This is a genomic window from Pseudomonas sp. GW460-LB5, assembly GCF_059423245.1.
On record NZ_JBWKXT010000026.1, the window covers coordinates 58606 to 80493 of the forward strand.

A 21888-nucleotide genomic window follows, 5' to 3' on the forward strand; every position below is an offset into this window, starting at 1 on the left:
GTTCCTCCAGCCAGGGATATTAGGCGGACGGTGAAGCCTGTGGGGGCGGGCGCGCCCGCTCCCACAGAGGTCCACCTCAAGTCAGGTAGCGGGCCTGAGCGCAATCAGGCGTCCTGATAGCTCTCGATCGACGGGCAGGCGCACACCAGGTTGCGGTCGCCGAACACGTTGTCGACCCGGCCAACCGGCGGCCAGTACTTGCTTTCCACAAGGCTTGGCAGCGGGTAAACCGCTTGTTCGCGGCTGTAGCCGTGGGCCCATTCGCCAACCAGTTCGGCCGCAGTGTGCGGAGCGTTCTTCAGCGGGTTGTCGTCCTTGTCCACGGTACCGCTCTCGACCGCACGGATTTCTTCACGGATCTGGATCATCGCGTCGCAGAAGCGGTCCAGTTCTTCCTTGGACTCGCTTTCGGTCGGTTCGATCATCAGCGTGCCGGCCACCGGGAAGGACATGGTCGGGGCGTGGAAGCCGAAGTCGATCAGGCGCTTGGCCACGTCGTCGACGCTGATGCCGCTGGTGTCCTTCAGCGGGCGCAGGTCGAGGATGCATTCGTGGGCCACCAGGCCATTGCCACCGGTATACAGAACAGGATAGTGCTCTTCCAGGCGGCGGGCGATGTAGTTGGCGTTCAGAATGGCCATCTGCGAAGCACGCTTGAGGCCGGCACCGCCCATCATGCGGATGTACATCCACGTGATCGGCAGGATGCTGGCGCTGCCGAACGGTGCGGCGCACACCGCACCTTGGGTGTTTTCCAGCTGCGCGTGGCCAGGCAGGAACGGCGCCAGGTGCGACTTGACGCCAATCGGGCCAACGCCCGGGCCGCCACCACCGTGCGGGATGCAGAAGGTCTTGTGCAGGTTCAGGTGGGACACATCGCCGCCGAACTTGCCCGGGGCGCACAGGCCGACCATGGCGTTCATGTTGGCGCCGTCGATGTACACCTGGCCACCGTTATCGTGAATGATCGCGCAGATTTCGCCGATCGCTTCTTCGAACACACCGTGGGTCGACGGGTAGGTGATCATGATCGCGGCCAGGCGCTCGCGGTGCTCGATGGCCTTGGCGCGCAGGTCCTCGACATCGACGTTGCCGCGGGCGTCACAGGCGGTAACGACGACGCGCATGCCAGCCATGTGTGCGGTGGCCGGGTTGGTGCCGTGGGCCGACGACGGGATCAGGCAGATGTCGCGGTGCGCTTCGCCACGGCTGCGGTGGTAGGCGCGGATAGCCAGCAGGCCTGCATATTCGCCCTGGGAGCCGGCGTTGGGCTGCAGCGACACGGCGTCATAGCCGGTGGCGGCGCAGAGCATGGCTTCCAGCTCGGTGGTCATCTGCAGGTAGCCCTGGCTCTGTGCGGCCGGGGCGAACGGGTGCAGGTTGCCGAACTCGGCCCAGGTGACCGGGATCATTTCGCTGGCGGCGTTCAGCTTCATGGTGCATGAGCCCAGCGGGATCATGCTGCGGTCCAGTGCCAGGTCCTTGTCGGCCAGGCGGCGCAGGTAGCGCATCAGCTCGGTTTCGCTGTGATAGCGGTTGAATACCGGGTGTTCGAGAATGGCCGACTGGCGCAGCAGGGCAGCCGGCAGCAGGGAGCCGGTGCTGGCTGCCAGTGCGCTGAAGTCAGGCTGTGCCTGCTCGCCACCCAACAGCTGCCACAGCGACTCGACGTCAGCCTGGGTGCTGGTTTCGTCCAGCGACAGGCCGACATGTGCGGCGTCTACCTGGCGCAGGTTGATGCCCTGGGCGCGTGCCTTGTCATGCAGGCTGGCAGTGGTACTGCCGGTGGCCAGGGTCAGGGTGTCGAAGGCGCTGCCGCCCACCACCGATACGCCCAGCGCCTTCAGGCCGGCGGCCAGAATCGCGGTCAGCGCATGGGTACGCTCGGCAATGCGCTTGAGGCCGGCCGGGCCGTGGTAAACGGCGAACATGCTGGCGATGTTGGCCAGCAGCACCTGGGCGGTGCAGATGTTGCTGGTGGCCTTTTCGCGACGGATGTGCTGCTCGCGGGTCTGCATGGCCAGGCGCAGGGCAGTTTTGCCGAAGCGGTCGATCGACACGCCGACCAGGCGGCCCGGCATGTCGCGCTTGAACGCGTCACGGGTGGCGAAGTAGGCCGCGTGCGGGCCACCGAAGCCCAGTGGTACGCCAAAACGCTGGGCGCTGCCGATGGCCACGTCGGCGTCGAACTCGCCCGGTGGGGTCAGCAGGGTCAGGGCCAGCAGGTCGGCCGCGACGGCGACCAGGGCATTGGCGGCGTGGAAGCGCTGTACCACTTCACGGTAGTCGAACACTTCACCGTTGCTGGCCGGGTATTGCAGCAGGGCGCCGAAGAAGGCGCTGACATCCCCCAGCTCGCGCTCGTCACCGACCACCACCTCGATACCCAGCGGCTCGGCACGGGTGCGCAGCACGTCGAGGGTTTGCGGGTGGCAGTGCACGGAGGCGAAGAAGGCGTGGCTGGCCTTGTTCTTCGACAGGCGCTTGCAGAACGTCATGGCCTCGGCCGCAGCAGTGGCTTCGTCGAGCAGGGAGGCGTTGGCGATCGGCAGGCCGGTCAGGTCGCTGATCAGGGTCTGGAAGTTCAGCAGCGCTTCCAGGCGGCCTTGGGAGATTTCTGGCTGGTACGGGGTGTAGGCGGTGTACCAGGCAGGGTTTTCCAGCAGGTTGCGCAGGATCGGCGCTGGGGTGTGGGTGTTGTAGTAGCCCTGGCCGATGTAGCTTTTGAACAGCTGGTTCTTGCCGGCGATGGCCTTGAGCGCAGCGAGCGCGTCGGCTTCGCTCTGGCCATCGTGCGAGCCAAGCACGCTGGTGCCCTTGATGCTGTCGGGGATGACTGCGGCGGTCATGGCGTCCAGCGAGTCGAAGCCCAGGGCGGCGAGCATGGCCTGCTCGTCAGCGGCGCGCGGGCCGATGTGACGGGCAATGAATTCGTTGGCGGTACCGAGGTTGATGGTCATTGCGGAACTCCTCAGGCGTCGTCGTTGGCTTTGATAAGGCGGTCGTAGGCGTCCTGGTCGAGCAGGGCGGTGACTTCGCTCCTGTCGGCTGGGTTGAAGCGGAAGAACCAGCCTTCGCCCATCGGGTCTTCGTTGACCAGTTCAGGGCTGCTTTCGAGCTGGCCGTTGACCTCGACCACTTCACCGGCCAGGGGCATATACACGCCGCTGGCGGCCTTGACCGATTCGACGGTGGACGCTTCGCTGCCTTTTTCATACTGCTGCAACTCTGGCAGTTGCACGAACACCACATCGCCAAGGGCGTTCTGCGCGTAGGCGGTGATACCCACGGTGACGCTGCCATCGGCTTCGACGCGCAGCCATTCGTGATCTTCAGTGAAACGCAACTCGCTCATGGGGAATCCTCGGGAAGCAGGGCGTTGGGCGCGGTGGGTCCGCGCTCTTGGGTTGGTATTCCCTTAGCAAAAACGCGGCCAATCACAAAAAATATATATAAAACAATAAGTTACTTGTTTTTTGCGTTCGCCTTGCGGTTCTTGTGGAACGAGAACGCTACAGATGGCGAAGCATAAAAAAGCGTTTGGGGATCAAACCCTTGCGCAGCCGCTTTCTAACGGGGTTGTACTGATTTCGATACGGTGTATTTAAATCGATACACCCATGGTTTCACGGGCTGTCGCTGGAACCACCGCATATCAATTCTAGGAACACAAGTTTGACCCAAGCGGCGGAATTAATAAGTTTCAAATAACCGGCTTTTTAATGAGGTTATTGCACCAACGAAACTAATCCTGATGCGTGTTGCGAAGTCAAGTTGATCAGGTAAAGATGCGGTGTCGCGATCTCAACTATTTATGTCTCCTGCATATTAGTTTGCAAATCGCTGAACTAATTATTTGCCCGCTGCGATTTAACCGGCACGGGTGCATCACCAGAATCGCCCCCCTTGAATGTTAATGCTCAGCCTGACTGCCTGGCCCGCAAAGTGGGTCAGGAAGGCTGTCGGGCAACCAGGTGTCTCGCCGTCTGGGCGGATGCAACCAACACCGGATACCAGGAAAGGAAAGTGTCATGGGAATGACGAGGCGTAAGTTTTTGATCGGCGGTGGCGTCTTGGCTGTTGCGGGGGGCGCGGGGATTCTGACCCCCCTGCTGACGCGCGAAGGCAGGCTGATCCCCGGCAAACCACGGTTTGGTTTTGTAGGGGGCACTGAGGGAGAGCTGCCCAAGCAGGCGGATGTAGTCGTCGTTGGCGCGGGCATTCTTGGGCTCATGACGGCGATCAACCTGGTCGAACGTGGCCTTTCCGTAGTTATCGTTGAAAAAGGTGAAATTGCCGGCGAGCAGTCGTGCAGGTTTTATGGTCAGGTGATGACCTACAAGATGCCGGACGCAACTTTCCAGTTGCACCATCTTGCCAAGCAACGTTGGCGTGAAATGAATGCCAAAGTGGGTGCAGATACCAGCTATCGCACGCAAGGTCGGGTGGAAGTGCCGTTCGATGAAGAGGACCTGGAAGGCGTCAGGCAGTGGATCGATAGCAAAGGCCGTGAAGTGGCAGCGGATATACCGTTCAACACGCGAATCATCCAGGGCAATGAACTTGAACAGCGCCTGCGTGGAGCATCGTCAAACTGGAAGGTCGCGGGTTTCGAAGAAGATTCCGGTAGCCTCGATGCCGAGCGCGCATCGTTTGTCATGGCGGAGTACGCCAAGAAAATGGGCGTGCGTATCTACACCCACTGCGCCGCAAGAGGGCTGGAGACCCAGGCGGGAGCCATCTCTGATGTGGTGACCGAGAAGGGCGCCATCCGGACTTCGCGGGTGATCGTGGCGGGTGGGGCTTGGTCCAGGCTGTTCATGCAGAACCTGGGGGTCGATGTGCCGACCTTGCCCGCTTACCAGTCCCAGCAAATCATCAGTGCGGCCCCCCGTGCACCCGGCGGCAACGTTGCATTGCCGGGGAATATCTACTTCCGTGAGCAGGCCGACGGTACCTACGCCACTTCGCCACGCGTCGTGGTTGCCCCGGTAGTGAAAGAGTCGTTCATGTACGGCTACAAGTACCTGCCTCTGCTGGCCATCCCGGACTTCCCGGTGCACATCTCGCTCAACAAGCAGCTCATTGATTCGTTCATTCAGCCAACCCACTGGAGGCTGGACGAAGTTTCGCCTTTCGAGAAAAACCGGCTGATGACGGCGGCCCCGGACCTTCCGGAGCTGAATGCATCTCTGGAAAAACTCAAGGTCGAGTTCCCTGCCTTCAGTGATGCGAAGCTGATCGATCAGTGGAGCGGTGCGATGGCCATTGCTCCGGATGAGAACCCCATCATTTCGCAGGTCAACGAGTACCCGGGGCTGGTCCTCAACACCGCAACCGGCTGGGGAATGACGGAGAGCCCGGTGTCGTCCGAGCTGTCGGCCGATTTGCTGCTTGGCAAGGCGCCCGTGCTGGACCCGAAACCCTTCAGCCTGTATCGATTCTAAGCGCACCTGGCGCAATGGAATGACCCGTGTGCGCATCATCCATGCGTGCACATGCTTGGTACTTTTCAGGAGAACACCATGAAAGTCGCTTTGAACACCGTGGCTGCACTGGCATTGGCCGGTATCGGCAGCGCCCATGCACAAGATATCGTGCGCCATGGCGCAGGCAGTTTCCCGATCTCGTCAGCTGTAGAAGTCCCCGCGGGCAAGACGGTCATCTACCTGAGTGGTTCGGTCCCGTCGGTTATCCATCCCGATGCACCCAAGGAGTCACTGGAAGCCTACGGTGACACCAAGGCACAAACCATCAATGTGCTTGAAAACATTCAGCAGCAACTGAAAGAACTGGGTCTTGGCCTCACGGATGTGGTGAAGATGCAAGTGTTCCTGGTGGGTGGGCCAGAGAACGGCGGCAAAATGGATTTTGACGGTTTCATGGCCGGCTATACCCAGTTCTTCGGGCCTGCCGCCAAACAGCCGGTTCTGCCCGCGCGTTCCGCGTTCCAGATTGCGGGCCTGGCACACCCGGCCTGGCGCGTTGAGATCGAAGTTACAGCGGTTCGTCCCTGAGCGGATGTGCTTCGTCCTGGGCCAACGCCCAGGACGGCCAGCAACAGGGTTGGCTGAGTTACCCCGCGATAAACAAGGGCAATGCCAAGTACAGCTTGATCACGATGACATTGATGATGTCGATGAAGAACGCGCCCACCATCGGCACTACCAGGAAGGCGATGTGCGAGGCGCCATAGCGCTGGGTCACTGCTTGCATGTTGGCAATGGCCGTCGGCGTTGCACCCAGGCCGAAGCCACAGTGCCCGGCCGCCAGCACCGCCGCATCATAGTTGCGGCCCATCACCCGGAATGTCACGAAGATCGCAAACAGTGCCATGACCAGCGTTTGCGCGGCCAGCAACGCAAAGAACGGTAAGGCCAGTGCCGCCAGGTCCCACAACTTGAGCGACATCAAGGCAATGGCCAGGAACAGGGACAGACTGACATTGCCCAGCACCGAAACTTCTCGTTCGAACACACGATAAAAGCCGAATGCCGAAAGCCCGTTGCGCAGCAGTACACCCACGAAGAGTACGCAAACGAATGTCGGCAGTTCGAATGCCGTGCCTCTCAATACTCCATTCAGTAATGTACCGGCCAGCAAACTGACGGCAATCAGTGCCAGCGTTTCGATAAATGAAAAAGAGGTGATCAGGCGCTCTTTATTCGGCTGTTCAAAGCCTTTTGGCAGGTGTGGAACTTCTTCTTCCACCCCCTGCGTCTTTACCCGCTTGATCAGCAACCTGGCAACCGGGCCACCAATCAAGCCGCCCAGTACCAGGCCGAAGGTGGCAGAGGCCATCGCCAGTTCGGAAGCCGAAGCCACCCCAAACTTTTCAGTGAACGTGGCGCCCCAGGCGGCGCCCGTGCCGTGGCCCCCGGACAGGGTGATCGAACCAGCCAGCAGGCCCAGCAATGGGTCGAGCCCCAATGCCGTTGCCAGGCCTATGCCCATGGCGTTCTGCACCAGCAGCAAGCCAGTCACCACCAGCAGGAACACAGCGACCACACGGCCGCCCTTCTTCAGGCTGGCGAAGTCTGCACTCAGGCCGATGGTGGCGAAGAACGCCAGCATCAACGGTATCTGCAATGAGGTATCAAACTGGACCTGTACATCGAAACTGCGCAATGCCAAGAGCGCCAAGGCCACTACCAATCCGCCTGCAACAGGTTCCGGGATATTGTAAGCGCGCAGGAAACCAATGCGTGCGACCAGCCCGCGCCCCAGTAGCAATACCAGGGAGGCGGCTACAAGTGTCCCGTAAAAATCGAGTTCAAACATCAGGGTACTCTTCGTTCAAGGTGACATGCGAAATAACGATGTCATCATTCTACGGCGAGCACGCCAGTCAATTGCGGCCAAGCGGCTAGGAAAAGTCTGAATGAGCTGTCGGCTTTGACGACGCGTATCAAAGTTTTCCGGGTATTCCATATTTACGCAGCCGCTGGGCAATAGCGGTATGCGAAGTTTGCAAGCGCCCGGCCAGCTGACGCGTCGACGGGTAACTGGCATACAGGCGCTGTAACAGTTCGCGCTCGAAATCACCCACGGCCTGTTCCAGGCTGGCCACTTCACCGTCCTGTCCTCTTGCCACCGAGGTGCCGGCGATGTCCAGGTCGCCGATATCCACCAGGTTGCCCTCGCAGATGGCCGCAGCGCGGAAGATTACGTTTTGCAGTTGACGCACATTGCCCGGCCACGGGTTGGCCAGCAGTGCCGAATGGGTGGCCGGGGTCAGCCGGCAGGCTGGGCGCTGGATCTGCGTGCAGGCCTGCTGCATGAAGAAGTGCGCCAGCATCAGGATGTCCTGGCCCCTGTCACGCAGTGGCGGTACCTGCAGGTTGAGCACGTTGAGGCGGTAGAACAGGTCTTCGCGGAAGCTGCCTTCGGCGACCATGCGCTCCAGGTCGCGGTGGGTGGCACTGATGATGCGCACATCCACCTTCACTTCGCGGTCGCCGCCCACCCGGCGGAAGCTGCCATCGCTGAGAAAACGCAGCAGCTTGGCCTGCAGGTAGGGTGACATTTCGCCAATTTCATCGAGGAACACCGTGCCCTGGTTGGCCAGTTCCATCAGCCCGGGCTTGCCACCGCGTTGCGCGCCGGTGAAGGCACCGGGTGCATAACCAAACAGCTCGCTCTCGGCCAGGCTCTCGGGCAGTGCGGCGCAGTTCAGGGCGAGGAACGGGGCGGCGTGGCGGCTGCTGATGGCGTGGCAGGCGCGGGCGACCAGCTCTTTGCCAGTGCCGGTTTCGCCGTGCACCAGCAGCGGTGCATCGAGCGCCGCCACGCGCAGGGCGCGGGCCTTGAGCGTGCGGATGGCGGGCGACTCGCCGAGCAGGGCATCGAAGCCTTCGGCATGGTCGTGGTGCAGGGCCGACAGGCGCTCGCCCATGCGCGTGGGCGGGTAGAGCGTGAGCAGGCCACCTGCGTTGGTGATCGGCATGGCGTCCAGCAGCAGGCTTTGGCCGTTGAGCTGCATTTCGCGCATGGGCAGGTGGAAGTTGTTGTCCAGCAGCGCCTGCAGCAGCGCGGGGTCGCCAAACAGTTCGCCCACCGAACGCCCGGCGGATTCGCGGCCGCACAGGGCGATCAGCGCCGGGTTGGCCAGCAGCACCAGGCCTGCGCTGTCCACGGCCAGTACCGGGTCGCTCATCGCCGCCAGCAGGGCGTCGAGCTGCAGGTGGCGGCGCTGGCCGGGGAGGATGTCGACCACGTCCACCGATTGCACGCCCTGCACCTCGAACAGTGCGTCATGCAGTTCTTCGAGCACGGCAGGGCTGAGGGTGGGAGCATCGATGTAAACGTTCGGCGGGACCATCTCCACCGCGTCCAGGTTGAGGTTGCGGGCACCGAGCAGGGCGAGGACTTCCTGGGTGATGCCGACGCGGTCGATGAAGCTGACATGGATGCGCATTGGGGAGGGGCAAGGTGGTGGCCGGGGAGGGCGGTAGTATGCCTTAACATCGCCGGGGCTGCGCAGCAGCCCCAAGTACGCGAAATCACTCCAGATGTTCAGGCTTGATGGGGTCGCCCGATTTCACGTCAAGCTTTTCGCGAATGTCCGCGAACATATCGTCATAGAGCTTGTGCGGCGAACTCAGTGTCTCGAATTTTTTCGGCGGTGCCAGATATGACTGAGCCTTGCGGGTCAGCAGCATGAGGAAGCTGGGCAATACCTGGTCCTTGGCGAGGAAGAACTTTTCTTCCACCGGCTTGCCTTCGATGCTGCCATGCATGCGGAACTGAATGCCTCTGCCTTCCTTGGGGTCCGACGCTGCCTCGTAGTCGATGTTCAGGTCATAGCTGTGGTCGGCACTGTTCAGCGCAGAGCGCTCGATATGTACATGACCAGGTTCATAATGGGCCATGGCTAGCTCCTTTGGAAGGTCGAAAACGGCGGGCGCCAGGCACCCGCCAACTGCATTCAACGGTAGCTGATCCCAGGCTTCTCGGTGGAGACCCGTGTGCCAGCAGTACCTTTGACAATGTCTTCAATGTTTTCCAGCGAACTGATCACTGCCACCTTGCCGGTGTTGCGGGCAAAGTCACTGGCAGCTTGCACTTTTGGCCCCATGGAGCCTGCGGCGAAGCCAAGGCGCTCGAGTTCGTCCGGATGGGCCTGGGCAATGGCTTTTTGCGTGGGCTTGCCCCAGTCAATGTAGGCCGCGTCGACGTCGGTGGCGATAATCAGAAGGTCGGCTTCCAATTGCTCGGCCAGCAGTGCAGAGCACAGGTCTTTGTCGATCACCGCTTCAATGCCCTTGAGCTTGCGGTTTTCATCGTACATGGTGGGGATGCCGCCACCGCCTGCGCAAATCACGATGCTGCTCTTTTCCAGCAGCCACTTGATCGGGCGGATTTCAAAGATGCGCTTGGGTTTCGGGCTGGCCACCACACGGCGGTACTTGTCGCCATCGGCCTTGACCACCCAGCCTTTCTCTTTGGCCAGGCGCTCGGCCTCTTCCTTGCTGTAGACCGGGCCAATGAACTTGGTCGGGTCCTTGAAGGCGGGGTCGTTGGCGTCCACTTCCACCTGGGTCAGCAGGGTGGCGAATGGCACCTCGAAATCCAGCAGGTTGCCCAGTTCCTGTTCGATCATGTAGCCGATCATGCCTTCGGTTTCGGCACCCAGCACGTCCAGCGGGTAGGCCTCGTCAGGCTTGTAGGACAGGGCCTGAAGCGACAGCAGGCCGACTTGCGGGCCGTTGCCGTGGGCAATGACCAGTTCGTTGCCAGGGTGGATCTTGGCGATCTGTTCGGTGGCGGTGCGGATATTGGCGCGCTGGTTGTCAGCGGTCATGGGCTCGCCGCGACGCAGCAGGGCGTTGCCGCCCAATGCAACAACGATACGCATGGGGAATGTCCTTTACGCAGATGGGGTGAGCACCTCGATCCTTTGTGGGAGCTGGCTTGCCGGCGATCACCGGCGAAGCCTGCCCCCAGGCGCGGGGCGATTGTCAGAGGTCAGCCAGGGTCGAAACCAGAATCGCCTTGATGGTGTGCATGCGGTTTTCCGCCTGCTCGAAGGCGATGCAGGCCGGCGACTCGAACACGTCGTCAGTCACTTCGATGCCGTTGGCCAAGTCCGGGTACTGTTCGGCAATCTGCTTGCCGACCTTGGTGTCGGAGTTATGGAACGCCGGCAGGCAGTGCATGAACTTGGTCCGCGGGTTGCCGGTGGACTTCATCAACTCGGCATTCACCTGGTAAGGCTTGAGCTGCTTGATGCGCTCACCCCAGGCTTCGATCGGCTCGCCCATCGAAACCCACACGTCGGTATGAACAAAGTCCACACCCTTGACCGCCGCTTTCGGGTCTTCGGTGAGGGTGATGCGGGCGCCGCTTTCCTCAGCGTACTTCTTGCAGCGCTCGACCAGGTCGTCATGCGGCCACAGTGCCTTGGGCGCGGCGATGCGCACATCCATGCCGAGCTTGGCGCCAATCAGCAGCAGCGAGTTGCCCATGTTGTTGCGGGCGTCGCCCAGATAGGCGTAGCTGATGTCGTGCAGCGGCTTGTCGCTGTGCTCGCGCATGGTCAGCACGTCGGCAATCATCTGGGTCGGGTGGTATTCGTCAGTCAGGCCGTTGAATACCGGCACACCAGCGAACTTGGCCAGCTCTTCGACGATTTCCTGCTTGAAACCCCGGTACTCGATCGCGTCATACATGCGCCCAAGCACGCGAGCGGTGTCTTTCATGCTCTCCTTGTGGCCGATCTGCGAAGAGTTGGGGTCGATATAGGTGACGTTGGCACCTTGGTCGTAGGCAGCGACTTCGAAGGCGCAGCGGGTACGGGTGGAGGTTTTTTCGAAGATCAGCGCAATGTTGTTGCCCTTCAGGTGCTGCTGCTCGGTACCGGTGTACTTTGCACGCTTGAGGTCGCGGGACAGGTCCAGCAGGTAGCGCAGCTCGCGGGTGGTGTGGTGTTCCAGGCTGAGCAGGTTGCGGTTGTGAATGTTGAACGCCATGATTGCTTCTCCTTGAGTCCGGTAGTGTCCCGGCCGGCGCTTTGTGGGCGCGGCCGGGTGCAATGGTCGTTAGTAATCGATCGGGTCACGCACAATCGGGCAGGTCATGCAGTGGCCGCCGCCCCGGCCCCGGCCCAGTTCGCCGGCGCTGATGGTGATGACCTCGATACCGGCCTTGCGCAGCAGGGTGTTGGTGTAGGTGTTGCGGTCGTAGCCGATGACCACGCCCGGCTCGAGGGCCACCACGTTGTTGCCGTCATCCCATTGTTCGCGCTCGGCGGCAAAGCTGTTGCCGCCAGTCTCGACCACCCGCAGCTTGTCTTTCTTGCCCAGCAACTGCTCGGACACCACCTCGAGGAACGAGGCATCCTGCGGCGCGATGTTCATGCCATAGGGCTTGCTGGAATCTGGGGTGATGATGAATGGCTTGATCTCTTTCACCACCTCCGGGAATACCGTTACCAGGTCGCGGTCGCAGAAGCTGAACACGGTGTCCAGGTGCATCGCCGCGCGGGACTTCGGCAGGCCAGCGACGATGATTTTCTCGGCCGCGCCCTTCTCGAACAGGTTCTGAGCCAGTTGGCCGATGGCATGGCGCGAAGTGCGCTCACCCATGCCGATCAGCACGATGCCCTTGCCGACCGGCATCACGTCGCCGCCCTCGAGGGTGGCGTTACCGTGATCCTTGTCCGGGTCGCCGTACCACACCTGGAAGTCGGCGCCGGTGAATTCCTTGTGGAACTTGTAGATGGCGGTGGTCAGCAGGGTTTCCTGACGTCGCGCAGGCCAGTACATCGGGTTGAGCGTCACGCCACCATAGATCCAGCAGGTGGTGTCACGGGTGAACTGAGTGTTGGGCAGCGGCGGCAGAATGAAGCTGGAGTGGCCCAGGTACTTGTTGTACATCTTGATCACTTCGGCGCCTTCGCTGACTGGAAGGTCCTGGCCCGCCACGCCGCCAATCAGGAACTCCGCCAGGTGGCGTGGCTCCAGCCCTTCGAGCCAGCTGCGCACCTCGTTGGTCAGGCCGACACCCACGGTGTCAGAGGTAATCTTGCGGTCAAGGATCCACTTGAGGGCTTCGGGTTGCTGCACGATGTCGGTCAGCAGGTTGTGCATTTCCAGCACATCCACGCCGCGCTCGCGCATTTTGGTGACGAAGTCGAAATGGTCACGCTTGGCCTGGTCGACCCAGATCACATCGTCGAACAGCAGCTCGTCACAGTTGCTCGGCGTCAGGCGCTTGTGCGCCAGGCCCGGCGAGCAAACCATCACTTTGCGCAGTTTGCCGGCTTCGGAGTGGACACCGTACTTCTGTTTTTCAGCGGACATGGTTTCATTCCTCCAATTGAACGAAGACGTGGGTCAAAGGGTCAGGAAGCCGTCGTACAGGCCATAAGCTGCCACCAGGGCGCCGATGACCACGGCTGCGAAGATCAGTTTTTCCACGTTGGTGAAGATGGGTTGGCCAACTTCACGCTTGGCTTTGGCGAACAAGATCGCCCCAGGTGCGTAGAGCAGGGCCGAGAGCAGCAGGTATTTCACGCCGCCGGCGTACAGCAGCCAGATGGCGTACAGCAGGGCGATGCCGCCGATGATCAGGTCTTTCTTGCGTTCGGCCAGGGCCTGCTCGTAGGTTTCGCTGCGCAGTGCCAGCAGGAACGCATAGGCTGCCGACCACAGGTAGGGCACCAGGATCATCGAGGTGGCGAGGTAGATCAGCGACAGGTAGGTGCTGTTGGAGAACAGCGTGATTACCAGGAAGATCTGCACCATGGCATTGGTCAGCCACAGGGCGTTGGCCGGGACCTGGTTGGCGTTTTCGCGGCGCAGGAACTCCGGCATGGTGTGGTCCTTGGCGGCGGCGAACATGATCTCGGCACACAGCAGTACCCACGACAGCAGCGCCCCCAACAGCGAGATGATCAGGCCGACGCTGATCAGCACCGCGCCCCAGTGGCCGACCACATGCTCCAGTACGGCAGCCATCGACGGGTTCTGCAGCTTGGCCAGTTCCGGTTGGGTCATGATGCCCAGCGACAGCACGTTCACCAGCACCAGGAACAGCAGCACGGTGACAAAGCCGATGACTGTGGCCTTGCCCACGTCAGAGCGTTTTTCCGCCCGGGACGAGAAGATGCTCGCGCCCTCGATGCCGATGAACACCCAAACGGTGACCAGCATCATGTTGCGCACCTGGTTCATCACGCTGCCAAGCTCCGGTGTGCCTACGGCCCAGATGTCAGCGGTGAAGATGTCGAGCCTGAAGGCGAACAGGCAGATGAGGGCGAACAGCACCAGCGGTACGACTTTGGCCACGGTGGTGACCAGGTTGATGAACGCCGCCTCCTTGATGCCGCGCAGCACCAGGAAGTGCACCGCCCACAACAGGATCGATGCGCCAATGATGGCGGCCGGCGTGTTGCCTTCACCGAAGATCGGGAAGAAGTAGCCCAAGGTGCTGAACAACAGCACAAAGTAGCCGACGTTACCCAGCCAGGCACTGATCCAGTACCCCCAGGCCGAAGAGAAGCCCATGTAGTCACCGAAACCGGCCTTGGCGTAGGCATACACCCCGCCATCCAGGTCAGGCTTGCGGTTGGCCAGGGTCTGGAACACAAACGCCAGGGTCAGCATGCCGACCGCGGTGATGCCCCAGCCAATCAGTACGGCACCAACCCCTGCGCTGGCGGCCATGTTCTGCGGCAGCGAAAAGATCCCGCCGCCAATCATGGAGCCGACGACAAGTGCAACTAACGCGCCGAGCTTCAGTTTTCCAGATGAATCAGACATTTAACAACTCCTGCCAGGAGAAAGTTGACGTCAGCATAAATCTGACGCCGTTGCCGTTTGCTGACTTGTGTCAGTTTAAGGCGCCGTGAAGTAGGAAATTTCCTTCACGGGTGCTCCTGGAGAGTGCCGACAGCTTAAGCTGCAAGCCTTGCGCGCTGGCACCTCCATGTCTTTCTAGAGCAATCGCTCTGCTCAGCCTGCGATGCTTGAAACTAGCCGGTTTTGTGGGTTTCGCAAATTTTTCACAAGCATTTTGAGTTTTATCAGGAACTTTCCCAGCGGCCTTGCAACTGCTGGTTTTTAATGCCACGTACATAGACAATGCAGTTATGAGTGCTATAGCTTGATTGGCCTGTTCCATTATAAGTAACCACTCATATATGGCCGGCGAGGCTGTTTCAATGGTATGACAGCGCGAAAAATGGGGGATGCATGAGCGAACCGGGACAGAAGCTGCGCCTGGGCGCGCTGATCGCGCTGGTGGTCGGCTCGATGATCGGTGGCGGGATCTTCTCGCTGCCGCAGAATATGGCAGCGCGTGCCGATGTCGGGGCGGTGCTGATCGGCTGGTGCATCACCGCCGTTGGCATGCTGGCCCTGGCGTTTGTGTTCCAGACCCTGGCCAACCGCAAGCCGGAACTGGACTCCGGGGTGTATGCCTATGCCAAGGCGGGTTTCGGCGACTACATGGGCTTCTCTTCGGCCTGGGGCTACTGGATCAGCGCCTGGCTGGGCAATGTCGGCTATTTCGTACTGCTGTTCAGCACCCTGGGCTTCTACTTTCCGGTATTCGGTGAAGGCAATACGCCGATCGCCATCGGCTGTGCCTCGCTGCTGCTGTGGTCGGTGCATTTTCTGGTGCTGCGCGGCATCAAGGAGGCCGCGTTCATCAATCAGGTGACCACCGTGGCCAAGGTGGTGCCGCTGCTGATGTTCGTGGTGATTGCGGCGTTCGCCTTTCGTGCCGATATCTTCACCCGTGACATCTGGGGCATGAGCAACCCGCAGTTCGGCGGCGTGCTGGAGCAGGTGCGCAACATGATGCTGGTGACGGTATTCGTGTTCATCGGCATCGAAGGCGCCAGTGTGTACTCCGGCCGCGCCGCGCGCCGCTCGGATGTGGGCAAGGCCACCGTCATCGGGTTTCTCGGTGTGCTGGCGCTGCTGGTGCTGGTCAACGTGCTGTCGCTGGGGGTGATGACCCAGCCGGAACTGGCCGGGTTGCAGAACCCGTCGCTGGCCTCGGTGCTGGAGCACATCGTCGGCCCTTGGGGGGCCTTGCTGATCAGCCTCGGGCTGGCGGTTTCGCTGCTGGGTGCGTTGCTGTCGTGGGCGCTGCTGTGTGCCGAGATCCTGTTCGCCACGGCACGGGACAAGACCATGCCGCGCTTTCTGGCCAAGGAAAACGCCAACCATGTGCCCGCTAACGCCCTGTGGCTGACCAACTGCATGATCCAGGGCTTCCTGCTGATTACGCTGTTCTCTGCCGGTACCTACACCAGCCTGATCTACCTGGCCTCGTCGATGATCCTGGTACCCTACCTGTGGTCGGCGGCGTATGCCTTGCTGCTGGCGGTACGGGCAGAAACCTATACCGGGCAGCCGGGGTTGCGGCGCAAGGACTTGCTGGTAGCGCTGGTTGCCTTGCTGTATGCCGTGTGGCTGTTGTATGCCGGCGGGCTCAAGTACCTGCTGCTGTCGGCGCTGCTGTATGCCCCCGGCGTGATCCTGTTTGCCAGGGCCAAGCATGAGCAGGGCCAGGCGTTGTTCACCACTTGGGAAAAGCTGATTTTCGCCGCAGTGCTGGCGGGCGCAGGGCTTGCGGCCTACGCCCTGTATTCAGGGTTGCTGAGCTTGTGACGGGGCGGGGCAGGCGTGCTCCGGGCGTGACCAGATCCACAGGTTGCCCAGGGTCATGCCGCCGATTGCCAGAAACACCGGCCAGTGGTGTTGCAGAAACGTCAGCATCAGCCCCGCACACAGCAGCATGCTGATGGTGGCGCTGACCTTGGCACGGCGCTGGATCACCTTGCCATTGCGCCAGTTGTAAAGGATTGGCCCGAACAGCCGGTGGTTCTCCAGCCAGGCAGAAAGGCGCGGCGAACTGCGGGTCGCCGCCCAGGCGGCCAGCAGGATGAATTCGGTGGTCGGCAAGCCGGGAATGACGATCGCGACCAAGCCCACCCCCAGGCTCACGTAGGCCAGGATTCCGTACAACAGGCGGGCGATCTTCGAGCGGGCAGGTCGGGTCATGGTCTCACTGCAAAAAGCGGTTTGGCCACCGGTAGGGTGGCCGGATTCGGCGTATCAGACCAGCGCGGTATCCGCAGCATAGGCATGTTTGAGCAGCTCGGTGAACCGCTCGAAGGCGGCCACTGCACCGCGCTCGGCAGCGGCTTCCTCCTCAGCCGACAGCTCAAGGCTATCGAGGATGCGAGTGAACTGTTTCCAGCCCTCGGCACGGCCACCGGCCGGCTCACCCAGGTGGCGGGCACCAAAGCTGTCAGACAGTTCCAGGGCCACGGCACGCTTGATCAGAAACGCAGCGCCCAGTTTGGAGCCTTCAGAGACGAAGATCCAGCCCATTGCCTCGCCCAGGCTCGGGTTGACCAGGGCGCCCGGCACGGCGGCTGGCACTTCGGTGTCCAGGTCTGCGAGGTCCAGGCGTGCCTGCTCGGCACGGCAGCGCTCGGCCAGATCGGGAACGATGGCGATCAGCTGCGGATCGTTGTACAGGGCTTGCAGCTCGGACTGGAACAGGTACTGGGCAACGACGAAGCGGGCGAAGCTTTCGCGGCTGTCGAAAGGCGCGTGGGATTTGACCAGGGCATCCAGCTCTGCGTGCGGGGCGTGGGTGATCTGGTTCAGGCGCTGGGAGCGCAGGGCTGGGCGTTCGGTCATGGGGGCAGTCCTTGGAAAGAGGGGCGTTTAGATACAAGACGAAACAGCGGCGGCGGGACAGTAAAAAAACTGGGTTGTAGTGTTGTCTGTACCGGCCTCTTCGCGGGCACGCCCGCTCCCACAGGTTCAACGCAGGCCGTGGACCTATGATGTTTCTGTGGGAGCGGGCGCGCCCGCGAAGGGGCCGGTACAGGCGTAAGGGATCAGATATCCCAAACCACATTGATACCGAAGTTGCGCCCCGGCATGGTCAGGCGGTCGATGTTGGCTGGCTGGGTCACAGCCGCTTCACCCTGGCCGTCGTAGCTGCGCACCGAATCCCACTGCCAGTATTTCTTGTCGGTGAGGTTGTACAGGCCGGCGTTGATGGTCACATCGTCGGTGACCTTGTAGTAGCCGGTCAGGTCCAGCACACCGTAGCCCGGGGTGCGGAACTTCGAGCTCGCACCATCTGGCGAGTAGAAGCTGGAGTCGTCGACGCGGGTCTTGCGCTTGACCAGTGTCCAGCTCAGCAGGCCACCGTAGTTCTGCTGCTCGTAACCGAGGCCAAACACGCCCTTCAGTGGGTTGACGGTGTTCAGCGGCTCACCGGTGTCGTCGTTACGGCCATAGGTGTAGGCAATCGAACCCTGGGTATACAGGCCTTGCGGCGCGCCGAAGCGGTCGAGGTTCAGGCGGCCCTTGACCTCGGCACCCTTGATGGTGGCGTGCTTGATGTTGTTGGCCTGGAAGGTTTGTTCCAGGTTGGCGCTTTGCACCGCATCTTCGTCGATGAAGTCGCGGTACTTGTTGTAGAACACCGCCACGTCGAAGTTACCCGCGTCGAAGTTGCCACGCAGGCCGGTTTCGTAGCTCTTGCTCTTTTCCGGTTCCAGGCCTGGGTTGCCTTCTACGCGATAACCTTCCTCAAGGTTCACGAATTTCCCGTACATGGACTTGGCGGTCGGGGTGCGGAAGCCTTCGGCATACTGACCATACCAGGTGTAGTTGTCGTTGAAGGCGTAGGTCAGGCCGAACTTGGGCGAGACGCGGTGCCACTTCTTGTCCGAGTCGTCCTGGGAGGTGGGCGCTGTGCCGGTGGACTCCAGGCCACGCAAGAATTCGTCGGTGAACTTGGGTTCCATGCGCGTGTAGTCGTAGCGCGCGCCGGGCATGAAGGTCCAGTTATTCCAGCGGATCTCGTCCTGCACGAACAGGCTGTAGGTGTTCACGGTCGGGTCCGGGAAGTCACTGACCAGAACCTGGCCGTCTGCCGGGCGTTCGGCGCCGGCGGCGGAGCAACCGGAGCCCACGGCCAGGCAGGTGCCCGTGCCGCTGCGCGAGCCAGTGATTTTCTCGTGCTTGATGGTGGTGCCATAGGTCAGCAGGTGGTCGGTGGCACCGATGCTGAAGGCCTTGTCCAGCTGGGCATCGAATACCCACTGGCGGTCTTTGTAGGTTGTGTCACGCGTGCGCAGTACCTGGCGGCCAGGCGGTGCGTAGACTTCTTCGGTGTGCTGGTCGGTCTTGGCGATCTGGTAGTTGAGGCTCCACTTGACGTGGTCAGCGACCAGCGAATCCAGGCCGAACTCATGGTTGATGCCATAGCGCTCGCGGGTAATGGTGTCGTTGCCACTGCGCGCCTTGTAATAGCCCATGCCACCAAAGCCCGGAATGAACGGCCCGCCCACCGCGCTAAGGATGTTCTGGTCGCGGTCATCCTTGTAGCGCTCGTAGGTGAAGCCCAGGCGGGCGTCGTCGTCGTAGTTCCAGCCAAGCTTGGCCAGCACGTTGGTGGTGCGCACGTCCATCGGGTTGGCTTCGGTGCGCGACAGGCCGGCACCGCTGTGGCCGCCATGGGTTTCGGTCTCGTGGCCGTTGCGCTGGCTCAGGTGCAGCAGGCCATCGAAATCACCCTCGCGGCCGGCGACGGTGGCGGAGGTGAGCCAGCTTTCGTCGGCCGAGCTGTAGCCGGTCTTCAACCGTGCACCCACGTCCTTCCCGGGCTTGATGATGTCGTCGGGGTCGAGGGTGAAGTAGCTCACAGCGCCGCCGATGGCGTTGCTGCCGTACAGCACCGAGGCCGGACCGCGGAGGATTTCCACACGCTTGACGATTTCCGGGTCAACGTAGTTGCGTTGGGTCTGTGCATAGGGGCCGTAGAAGAAGCTGTCCGGGATCGACACACCGTCGACCTGGGTGAGGATCCGCTCGCCGTCGATACCACGGATGTTGTAGCCGTTCAGGCCGCTGCGCTGGCCGGTACCGGCCACCGACACACCCGGCTCGTAGCGCACCAGGTCCTGGATGCTGTTGACGTTCTGCCGGTCCAGTTGCTCGCGGGTCTGTACGCTGACAGTGCTCGGCACCTGGCTGACGTCCTGGGCGCTACGTGTGGCGCTGACGGTCACCTGTTGCAGGGCGATCACGTTGCCGCCGGTCTGACGTTCGAGGATCACGTTGCCGTTGCTGATCTTGCGAAAACCCAGCCCGGTACCCTGCAGCAGGCGCTTGAGGGCGGCATCTGCTGGCAGCGAGCCTTGCACGCCCGGCGAAGCCACGCCGTCAGCCAGCTCGGCGCTGAAACCGACCTGCCAGCCGGTGACCTGACTGAAGGCATTGATCGCCGATACCAGCGGTTGCTGGCCGATGCTGAAGCGGTAATCACCCATACGCGGGCTACTGGCGCGGGCTGGTTCGGCGGCCAGCACCGGCAGGCTGCAGGCACCGCTGGCGAGCAGGGCCAGGGTCAACAGGGACAGTTGCCCGGTTCGGCGGGGAAGGGTGTACGAGCGGGTAGGACCAGTGGACATCGAAAGCGCTCCCTGATGCGCGGACTGTTATAGGTGATTGCTGTTCTCGTTTTCAAACAAGAATCAGTTGCATTGGCTATAACGAGACGGGCGGGGCAGGGCGATCGCGTAAAAATAATTTCGGGGTCAGTTCAGAATCACCAGCGCAGGGTACTCATGCAGCTGTGCCGAGGTGATGTGGGCCAGTGCGCGCAGGGTTTCCAACGGCTGGTCAAGGCGGTAGTTGCCGGTGACTGCCACGTCTTCCAGCTGCGCATTGCGGTTGATGATCCAGCCCGGGTAGTAGCGACGCACTTCAGCCAGTACCTGGCTGAGCGGGCAGTTCTCGAACACCAGGCGGCCGTCGACCCAGGCCAGGTCCTTTTGCAAGTCGGCGCGTTGGCGCTGGCCGAAGCCTTGGGGGCCGACGCTGATGCTATCCCCGGCACTCAGGCGAATGCGTTGGTCGCGTGCCCCTTGCAGGTCGACATCGCCGCGTTGTACCCGTACCTGGGCCTCGCCGTCGAGGTAGCGCACGGCAAAGTCGGTATCGCGCACCTGTGCGCGCAACGGCCCGGCCTCTACCTCAAGTGGCAGCTGTGCGCCGTCGGGTATCTGGAAGTAGGCCTCACCCTGCAGCAGGCGGGCGATCTGGCGGCCGTCACGGTGGTCGCTGGCAAATGCCGAGTTGGTGTTGAGCAGCACTTTTGCGCCGTCTTCCAGTTGCAGGCGCTGGCGCTCGCCCACCACGGTCAGGTGGTCGGCCTGCAAGCGTGTGGGCAGGTTGCCGACGGTGAACAGCCCGACCAGCAGCACTGCTGCGGTGGCCAGGGGTTTCCAGTGGCTGCGCAGGCGCCCGCGCCATGAGCGGCGTTGCTGCTGGTGCATCTGCGTGGCTGCCTGGTGCAACGGCATACCGTTCCACAGCGCCTCTGCTTCGACATAGGCCTCGGCGTTTTCCGGCGCAGCGCTCAGCCAGGCTTCAAAAGCCAGGGTGTCCTCGGTATTGGCGCATTGCAGGCGCACCAGCCAGTCCAGCGCCTCGTCCATGGCACGCACACGGGCACTAGGCCCGGCAGGTGACGGGCGAGGGGCAGGGCTGTCGGTCACGGTAAATCCTTGAATGGTTTTTTGCGAATGATCAAGGCTAAGACGGGGTGTGGCAAGGGCTTTGCGTCGCCGTTCGCCGGCGGTCAGCTTACTTGAGGCGTTCGGCAACACCCATGCAGATCGCCATGATCAGTTTCAGTTCCTTTTGCACCGTACTGGGCGAAACGCTGAGTTGTTCGGCAATTTCCAGGTAGGTGGCGCCGTGCAGGCGGCTGAGGATGAAAATGCGCTGCTGGCGTTCACTCAGCTGGTTGAGGCTGACGCTCAGGTGCTTGAGCAGCTGCTCGGCATGGGCGGCATCCTCGCTGCTGGTGGCGGGGGCGGCCACGCTGTGCAGCACTTCGTCGGGCACGTCGTCGACCAGCATGCGCGCCTGTACCCGGCGTGCGCGCAAGTGGTCCAGTGCCAGGTTGCGCGCGGTCTGGAACACGAACGGCTCGATGTGCTCGATGGGCCGTTCGCCCAAGGCGCGCGACACCCGCAGGTAGGTTTCCTGCAGCAGGTCTTCGGCCGTGCTGGGGTTGCCGACCATGCGCTGCAAGGTGCGCAACAGGGTAAGGCGCTGGACGAGGAAGACGGAGTTGAACCGGGACTGACTCACGGGGGGACCTGGCCGACGAAAGGTTAATGATAATGCTTATCATCTTCCCTGTTGGTCAAGTGTGGATGTGTTAGGAAATGGTAAAGATTGTGAGTGACGTGTGTATGGCGATGGATATCCTGTGCTTTTGAGATCGAGCGCCGCCCGCGCGGCGCTTCGCGGGACAAGCCCGCTTGTGTCTTGGAGAAGGAATAGAATCTGAAGTGAGAGCGGTGAATGGCAAGCTGATAGCCCGAGGTGC

The 21888-nt window shown here is 61.7% G+C and carries 19 protein-coding genes; 3 read left to right on the forward strand and 16 right to left on the reverse strand.

Annotation, left to right across the window (positions count from 1 at the left end):
* Positions 1-104 precede the first annotated feature (104 nt).
* Both gcvP and gcvH read right to left on the reverse strand, forming a co-directional pair.
* Positions 105-2960, reverse strand: a complete 2856-nt coding sequence (gene gcvP, locus AC07XM_RS16885; protein WP_016485071.1) for an aminomethyl-transferring glycine dehydrogenase — start codon at positions 2958-2960, stop codon at positions 105-107.
* A gap of 11 nt (positions 2961-2971) precedes the next feature.
* Positions 2972-3355, reverse strand: coding sequence for a glycine cleavage system protein GcvH (gcvH, locus tag AC07XM_RS16890; RefSeq protein ID WP_016485072.1), 384 nt, complete (start codon positions 3353-3355; stop codon positions 2972-2974).
* Positions 3356-4055: 700 nt separating this feature from the next.
* Between gcvH and AC07XM_RS16895 the strand changes: the two genes are divergently transcribed.
* Positions 4056-5447 carry an NAD(P)/FAD-dependent oxidoreductase gene (locus AC07XM_RS16895; protein WP_207268633.1) on the forward strand — a complete coding sequence of 464 codons (1392 nt, stop codon included), beginning with the start codon at positions 4056-4058 and terminating at the stop codon, positions 5445-5447.
* Between the two features lie 78 nt (positions 5448-5525).
* Positions 5526-6017 carry a RidA family protein gene (locus AC07XM_RS16900; protein WP_023046960.1) on the forward strand — a complete coding sequence of 164 codons (492 nt, stop codon included), beginning with the start codon at positions 5526-5528 and terminating at the stop codon, positions 6015-6017.
* Between the two features lie 58 nt (positions 6018-6075).
* Here AC07XM_RS16900 and gltS read toward each other — a convergent pair whose 3' ends face one another.
* The 8 genes from gltS to AC07XM_RS16940 all read right to left on the reverse strand — a co-directional run bounded on the left by gltS (position 6076) and on the right by AC07XM_RS16940 (position 14625).
* Positions 6076-7281, reverse strand: a complete 1206-nt coding sequence (gene gltS / locus AC07XM_RS16905; protein ID WP_102689425.1) for a sodium/glutamate symporter — start codon at positions 7279-7281, stop codon at positions 6076-6078.
* 127 nt (positions 7282-7408) lie between these two features.
* Complete coding sequence (gene gcsR, locus AC07XM_RS16910) at positions 7409-8917, reverse strand: transcriptional regulator GcsR (RefSeq protein WP_023046961.1); 1509 nt, start codon at positions 8915-8917, stop codon at positions 7409-7411.
* A gap of 85 nt (positions 8918-9002) precedes the next feature.
* Positions 9003-9371 carry a DUF5064 family protein gene (locus AC07XM_RS16915; RefSeq protein ID WP_016485077.1) on the reverse strand — a complete coding sequence of 123 codons (369 nt, stop codon included), beginning with the start codon at positions 9369-9371 and terminating at the stop codon, positions 9003-9005.
* A gap of 56 nt (positions 9372-9427) precedes the next feature.
* Positions 9428-10357 (reverse strand): carbamate kinase, encoded by a 930-nt coding sequence (gene arcC, locus AC07XM_RS16920; protein WP_016485078.1) that lies wholly within the window; start codon positions 10355-10357, stop codon positions 9428-9430.
* Positions 10358-10460: 103 nt separating this feature from the next.
* Positions 10461-11471 carry an ornithine carbamoyltransferase gene (locus tag AC07XM_RS16925; RefSeq protein WP_016485079.1) on the reverse strand — a complete coding sequence of 337 codons (1011 nt, stop codon included), beginning with the start codon at positions 11469-11471 and terminating at the stop codon, positions 10461-10463.
* A 69-nt stretch (positions 11472-11540) separates the two neighbouring features.
* The gene (gene arcA, locus AC07XM_RS16930; protein WP_016485080.1) at positions 11541-12803 is read right to left on the reverse strand and encodes an arginine deiminase; all 1263 of its coding nucleotides are present in this window, start codon (positions 12801-12803) and stop codon (positions 11541-11543) included.
* A 33-nt stretch (positions 12804-12836) separates the two neighbouring features.
* The gene (arcD, locus tag AC07XM_RS16935; RefSeq protein WP_016485081.1) at positions 12837-14264 is read right to left on the reverse strand and encodes an arginine-ornithine antiporter; all 1428 of its coding nucleotides are present in this window, start codon (positions 14262-14264) and stop codon (positions 12837-12839) included.
* Between the two features lie 70 nt (positions 14265-14334).
* Complete coding sequence (locus AC07XM_RS16940; RefSeq protein ID WP_134792734.1) at positions 14335-14625, reverse strand: hypothetical protein; 291 nt, start codon at positions 14623-14625, stop codon at positions 14335-14337.
* A 71-nt stretch (positions 14626-14696) separates the two neighbouring features.
* Here AC07XM_RS16940 and arcD (AC07XM_RS16945) point away from each other — a divergent pair, with 71 nt between their 5' ends.
* Complete coding sequence (gene arcD, locus AC07XM_RS16945; RefSeq protein WP_023046962.1) at positions 14697-16124, forward strand: arginine-ornithine antiporter; 1428 nt, start codon at positions 14697-14699, stop codon at positions 16122-16124.
* On the opposite strand, the gene AC07XM_RS16950 is transcribed toward arcD (AC07XM_RS16945), so the two are convergent.
* The 6 genes from AC07XM_RS16950 to AC07XM_RS16975 all read right to left on the reverse strand — a co-directional run.
* Positions 16104-16517: a YbaN family protein gene (locus tag AC07XM_RS16950; protein ID WP_016485083.1), complete on the reverse strand. Its 414-nt coding sequence runs from the start codon at positions 16515-16517 to the stop codon at positions 16104-16106. The two genes, arcD (AC07XM_RS16945) and AC07XM_RS16950, sit on opposite strands and share 21 nt — an antisense overlap.
* Positions 16518-16571: 54 nt before the next feature.
* A complete protein-coding gene (locus tag AC07XM_RS16955) occupies positions 16572-17165 on the reverse strand; it encodes a biliverdin-producing heme oxygenase (RefSeq protein ID WP_016485084.1) in 594 nt (197 codons plus the stop codon).
* A gap of 203 nt (positions 17166-17368) precedes the next feature.
* Positions 17369-19957, reverse strand: a complete 2589-nt coding sequence (locus AC07XM_RS16960) for a TonB-dependent receptor (RefSeq protein ID WP_024717626.1) — start codon at positions 19955-19957, stop codon at positions 17369-17371.
* Between the two features lie 126 nt (positions 19958-20083).
* A complete protein-coding gene (locus tag AC07XM_RS16965; RefSeq protein WP_102689424.1) occupies positions 20084-21046 on the reverse strand; it encodes a FecR family protein in 963 nt (320 codons plus the stop codon).
* An 88-nt stretch (positions 21047-21134) separates the two neighbouring features.
* Complete coding sequence (locus AC07XM_RS16970) at positions 21135-21647, reverse strand: RNA polymerase sigma factor (RefSeq protein WP_003255059.1); 513 nt, start codon at positions 21645-21647, stop codon at positions 21135-21137.
* A 23-nt stretch (positions 21648-21670) separates the two neighbouring features.
* Positions 21671-21888, reverse strand: a 218-nt coding sequence (locus AC07XM_RS16975; RefSeq protein WP_218279314.1) for a hypothetical protein, incomplete at its 5' end; no start/stop codon positions are given.

Coding starts and splice junctions, on each gene's coding strand:
- gcvP (WP_016485071.1), bottom strand. CDS start 2,960: ATGACCATCAACCTCGGTACCGCCAACGAATTCATTGCCCGTCACATC.
- gcvH (WP_016485072.1), bottom strand. CDS start 3,355: ATGAGCGAGTTGCGTTTCACTGAAGATCACGAATGGCTGCGCGTCGAA.
- AC07XM_RS16900 (WP_023046960.1), top strand. CDS start 5,526: ATGAAAGTCGCTTTGAACACCGTGGCTGCACTGGCATTGGCCGGTATC.
- gltS (WP_102689425.1), bottom strand. CDS start 7,281: ATGTTTGAACTCGATTTTTACGGGACACTTGTAGCCGCCTCCCTGGTA.
- gcsR (WP_023046961.1), bottom strand. CDS start 8,917: ATGCGCATCCATGTCAGCTTCATCGACCGCGTCGGCATCACCCAGGAA.
- AC07XM_RS16915 (WP_016485077.1), bottom strand. CDS start 9,371: ATGGCCCATTATGAACCTGGTCATGTACATATCGAGCGCTCTGCGCTG.
- arcC (WP_016485078.1), bottom strand. CDS start 10,357: ATGCGTATCGTTGTTGCATTGGGCGGCAACGCCCTGCTGCGTCGCGGC.
- AC07XM_RS16925 (WP_016485079.1), bottom strand. CDS start 11,471: ATGGCGTTCAACATTCACAACCGCAACCTGCTCAGCCTGGAACACCAC.
- arcA (WP_016485080.1), bottom strand. CDS start 12,803: ATGTCCGCTGAAAAACAGAAGTACGGTGTCCACTCCGAAGCCGGCAAA.
- arcD (WP_016485081.1), bottom strand. CDS start 14,264: ATGTCTGATTCATCTGGAAAACTGAAGCTCGGCGCGTTAGTTGCACTT.
- AC07XM_RS16940 (WP_134792734.1), bottom strand. CDS start 14,625: ATGGAACAGGCCAATCAAGCTATAGCACTCATAACTGCATTGTCTATG.
- arcD (WP_023046962.1), top strand. CDS start 14,697: ATGAGCGAACCGGGACAGAAGCTGCGCCTGGGCGCGCTGATCGCGCTG.
- AC07XM_RS16950 (WP_016485083.1), bottom strand. CDS start 16,517: ATGACCCGACCTGCCCGCTCGAAGATCGCCCGCCTGTTGTACGGAATC.
- AC07XM_RS16955 (WP_016485084.1), bottom strand. CDS start 17,165: ATGACCGAACGCCCAGCCCTGCGCTCCCAGCGCCTGAACCAGATCACC.
- AC07XM_RS16960 (WP_024717626.1), bottom strand. CDS start 19,957: ATGTCCACTGGTCCTACCCGCTCGTACACCCTTCCCCGCCGAACCGGG.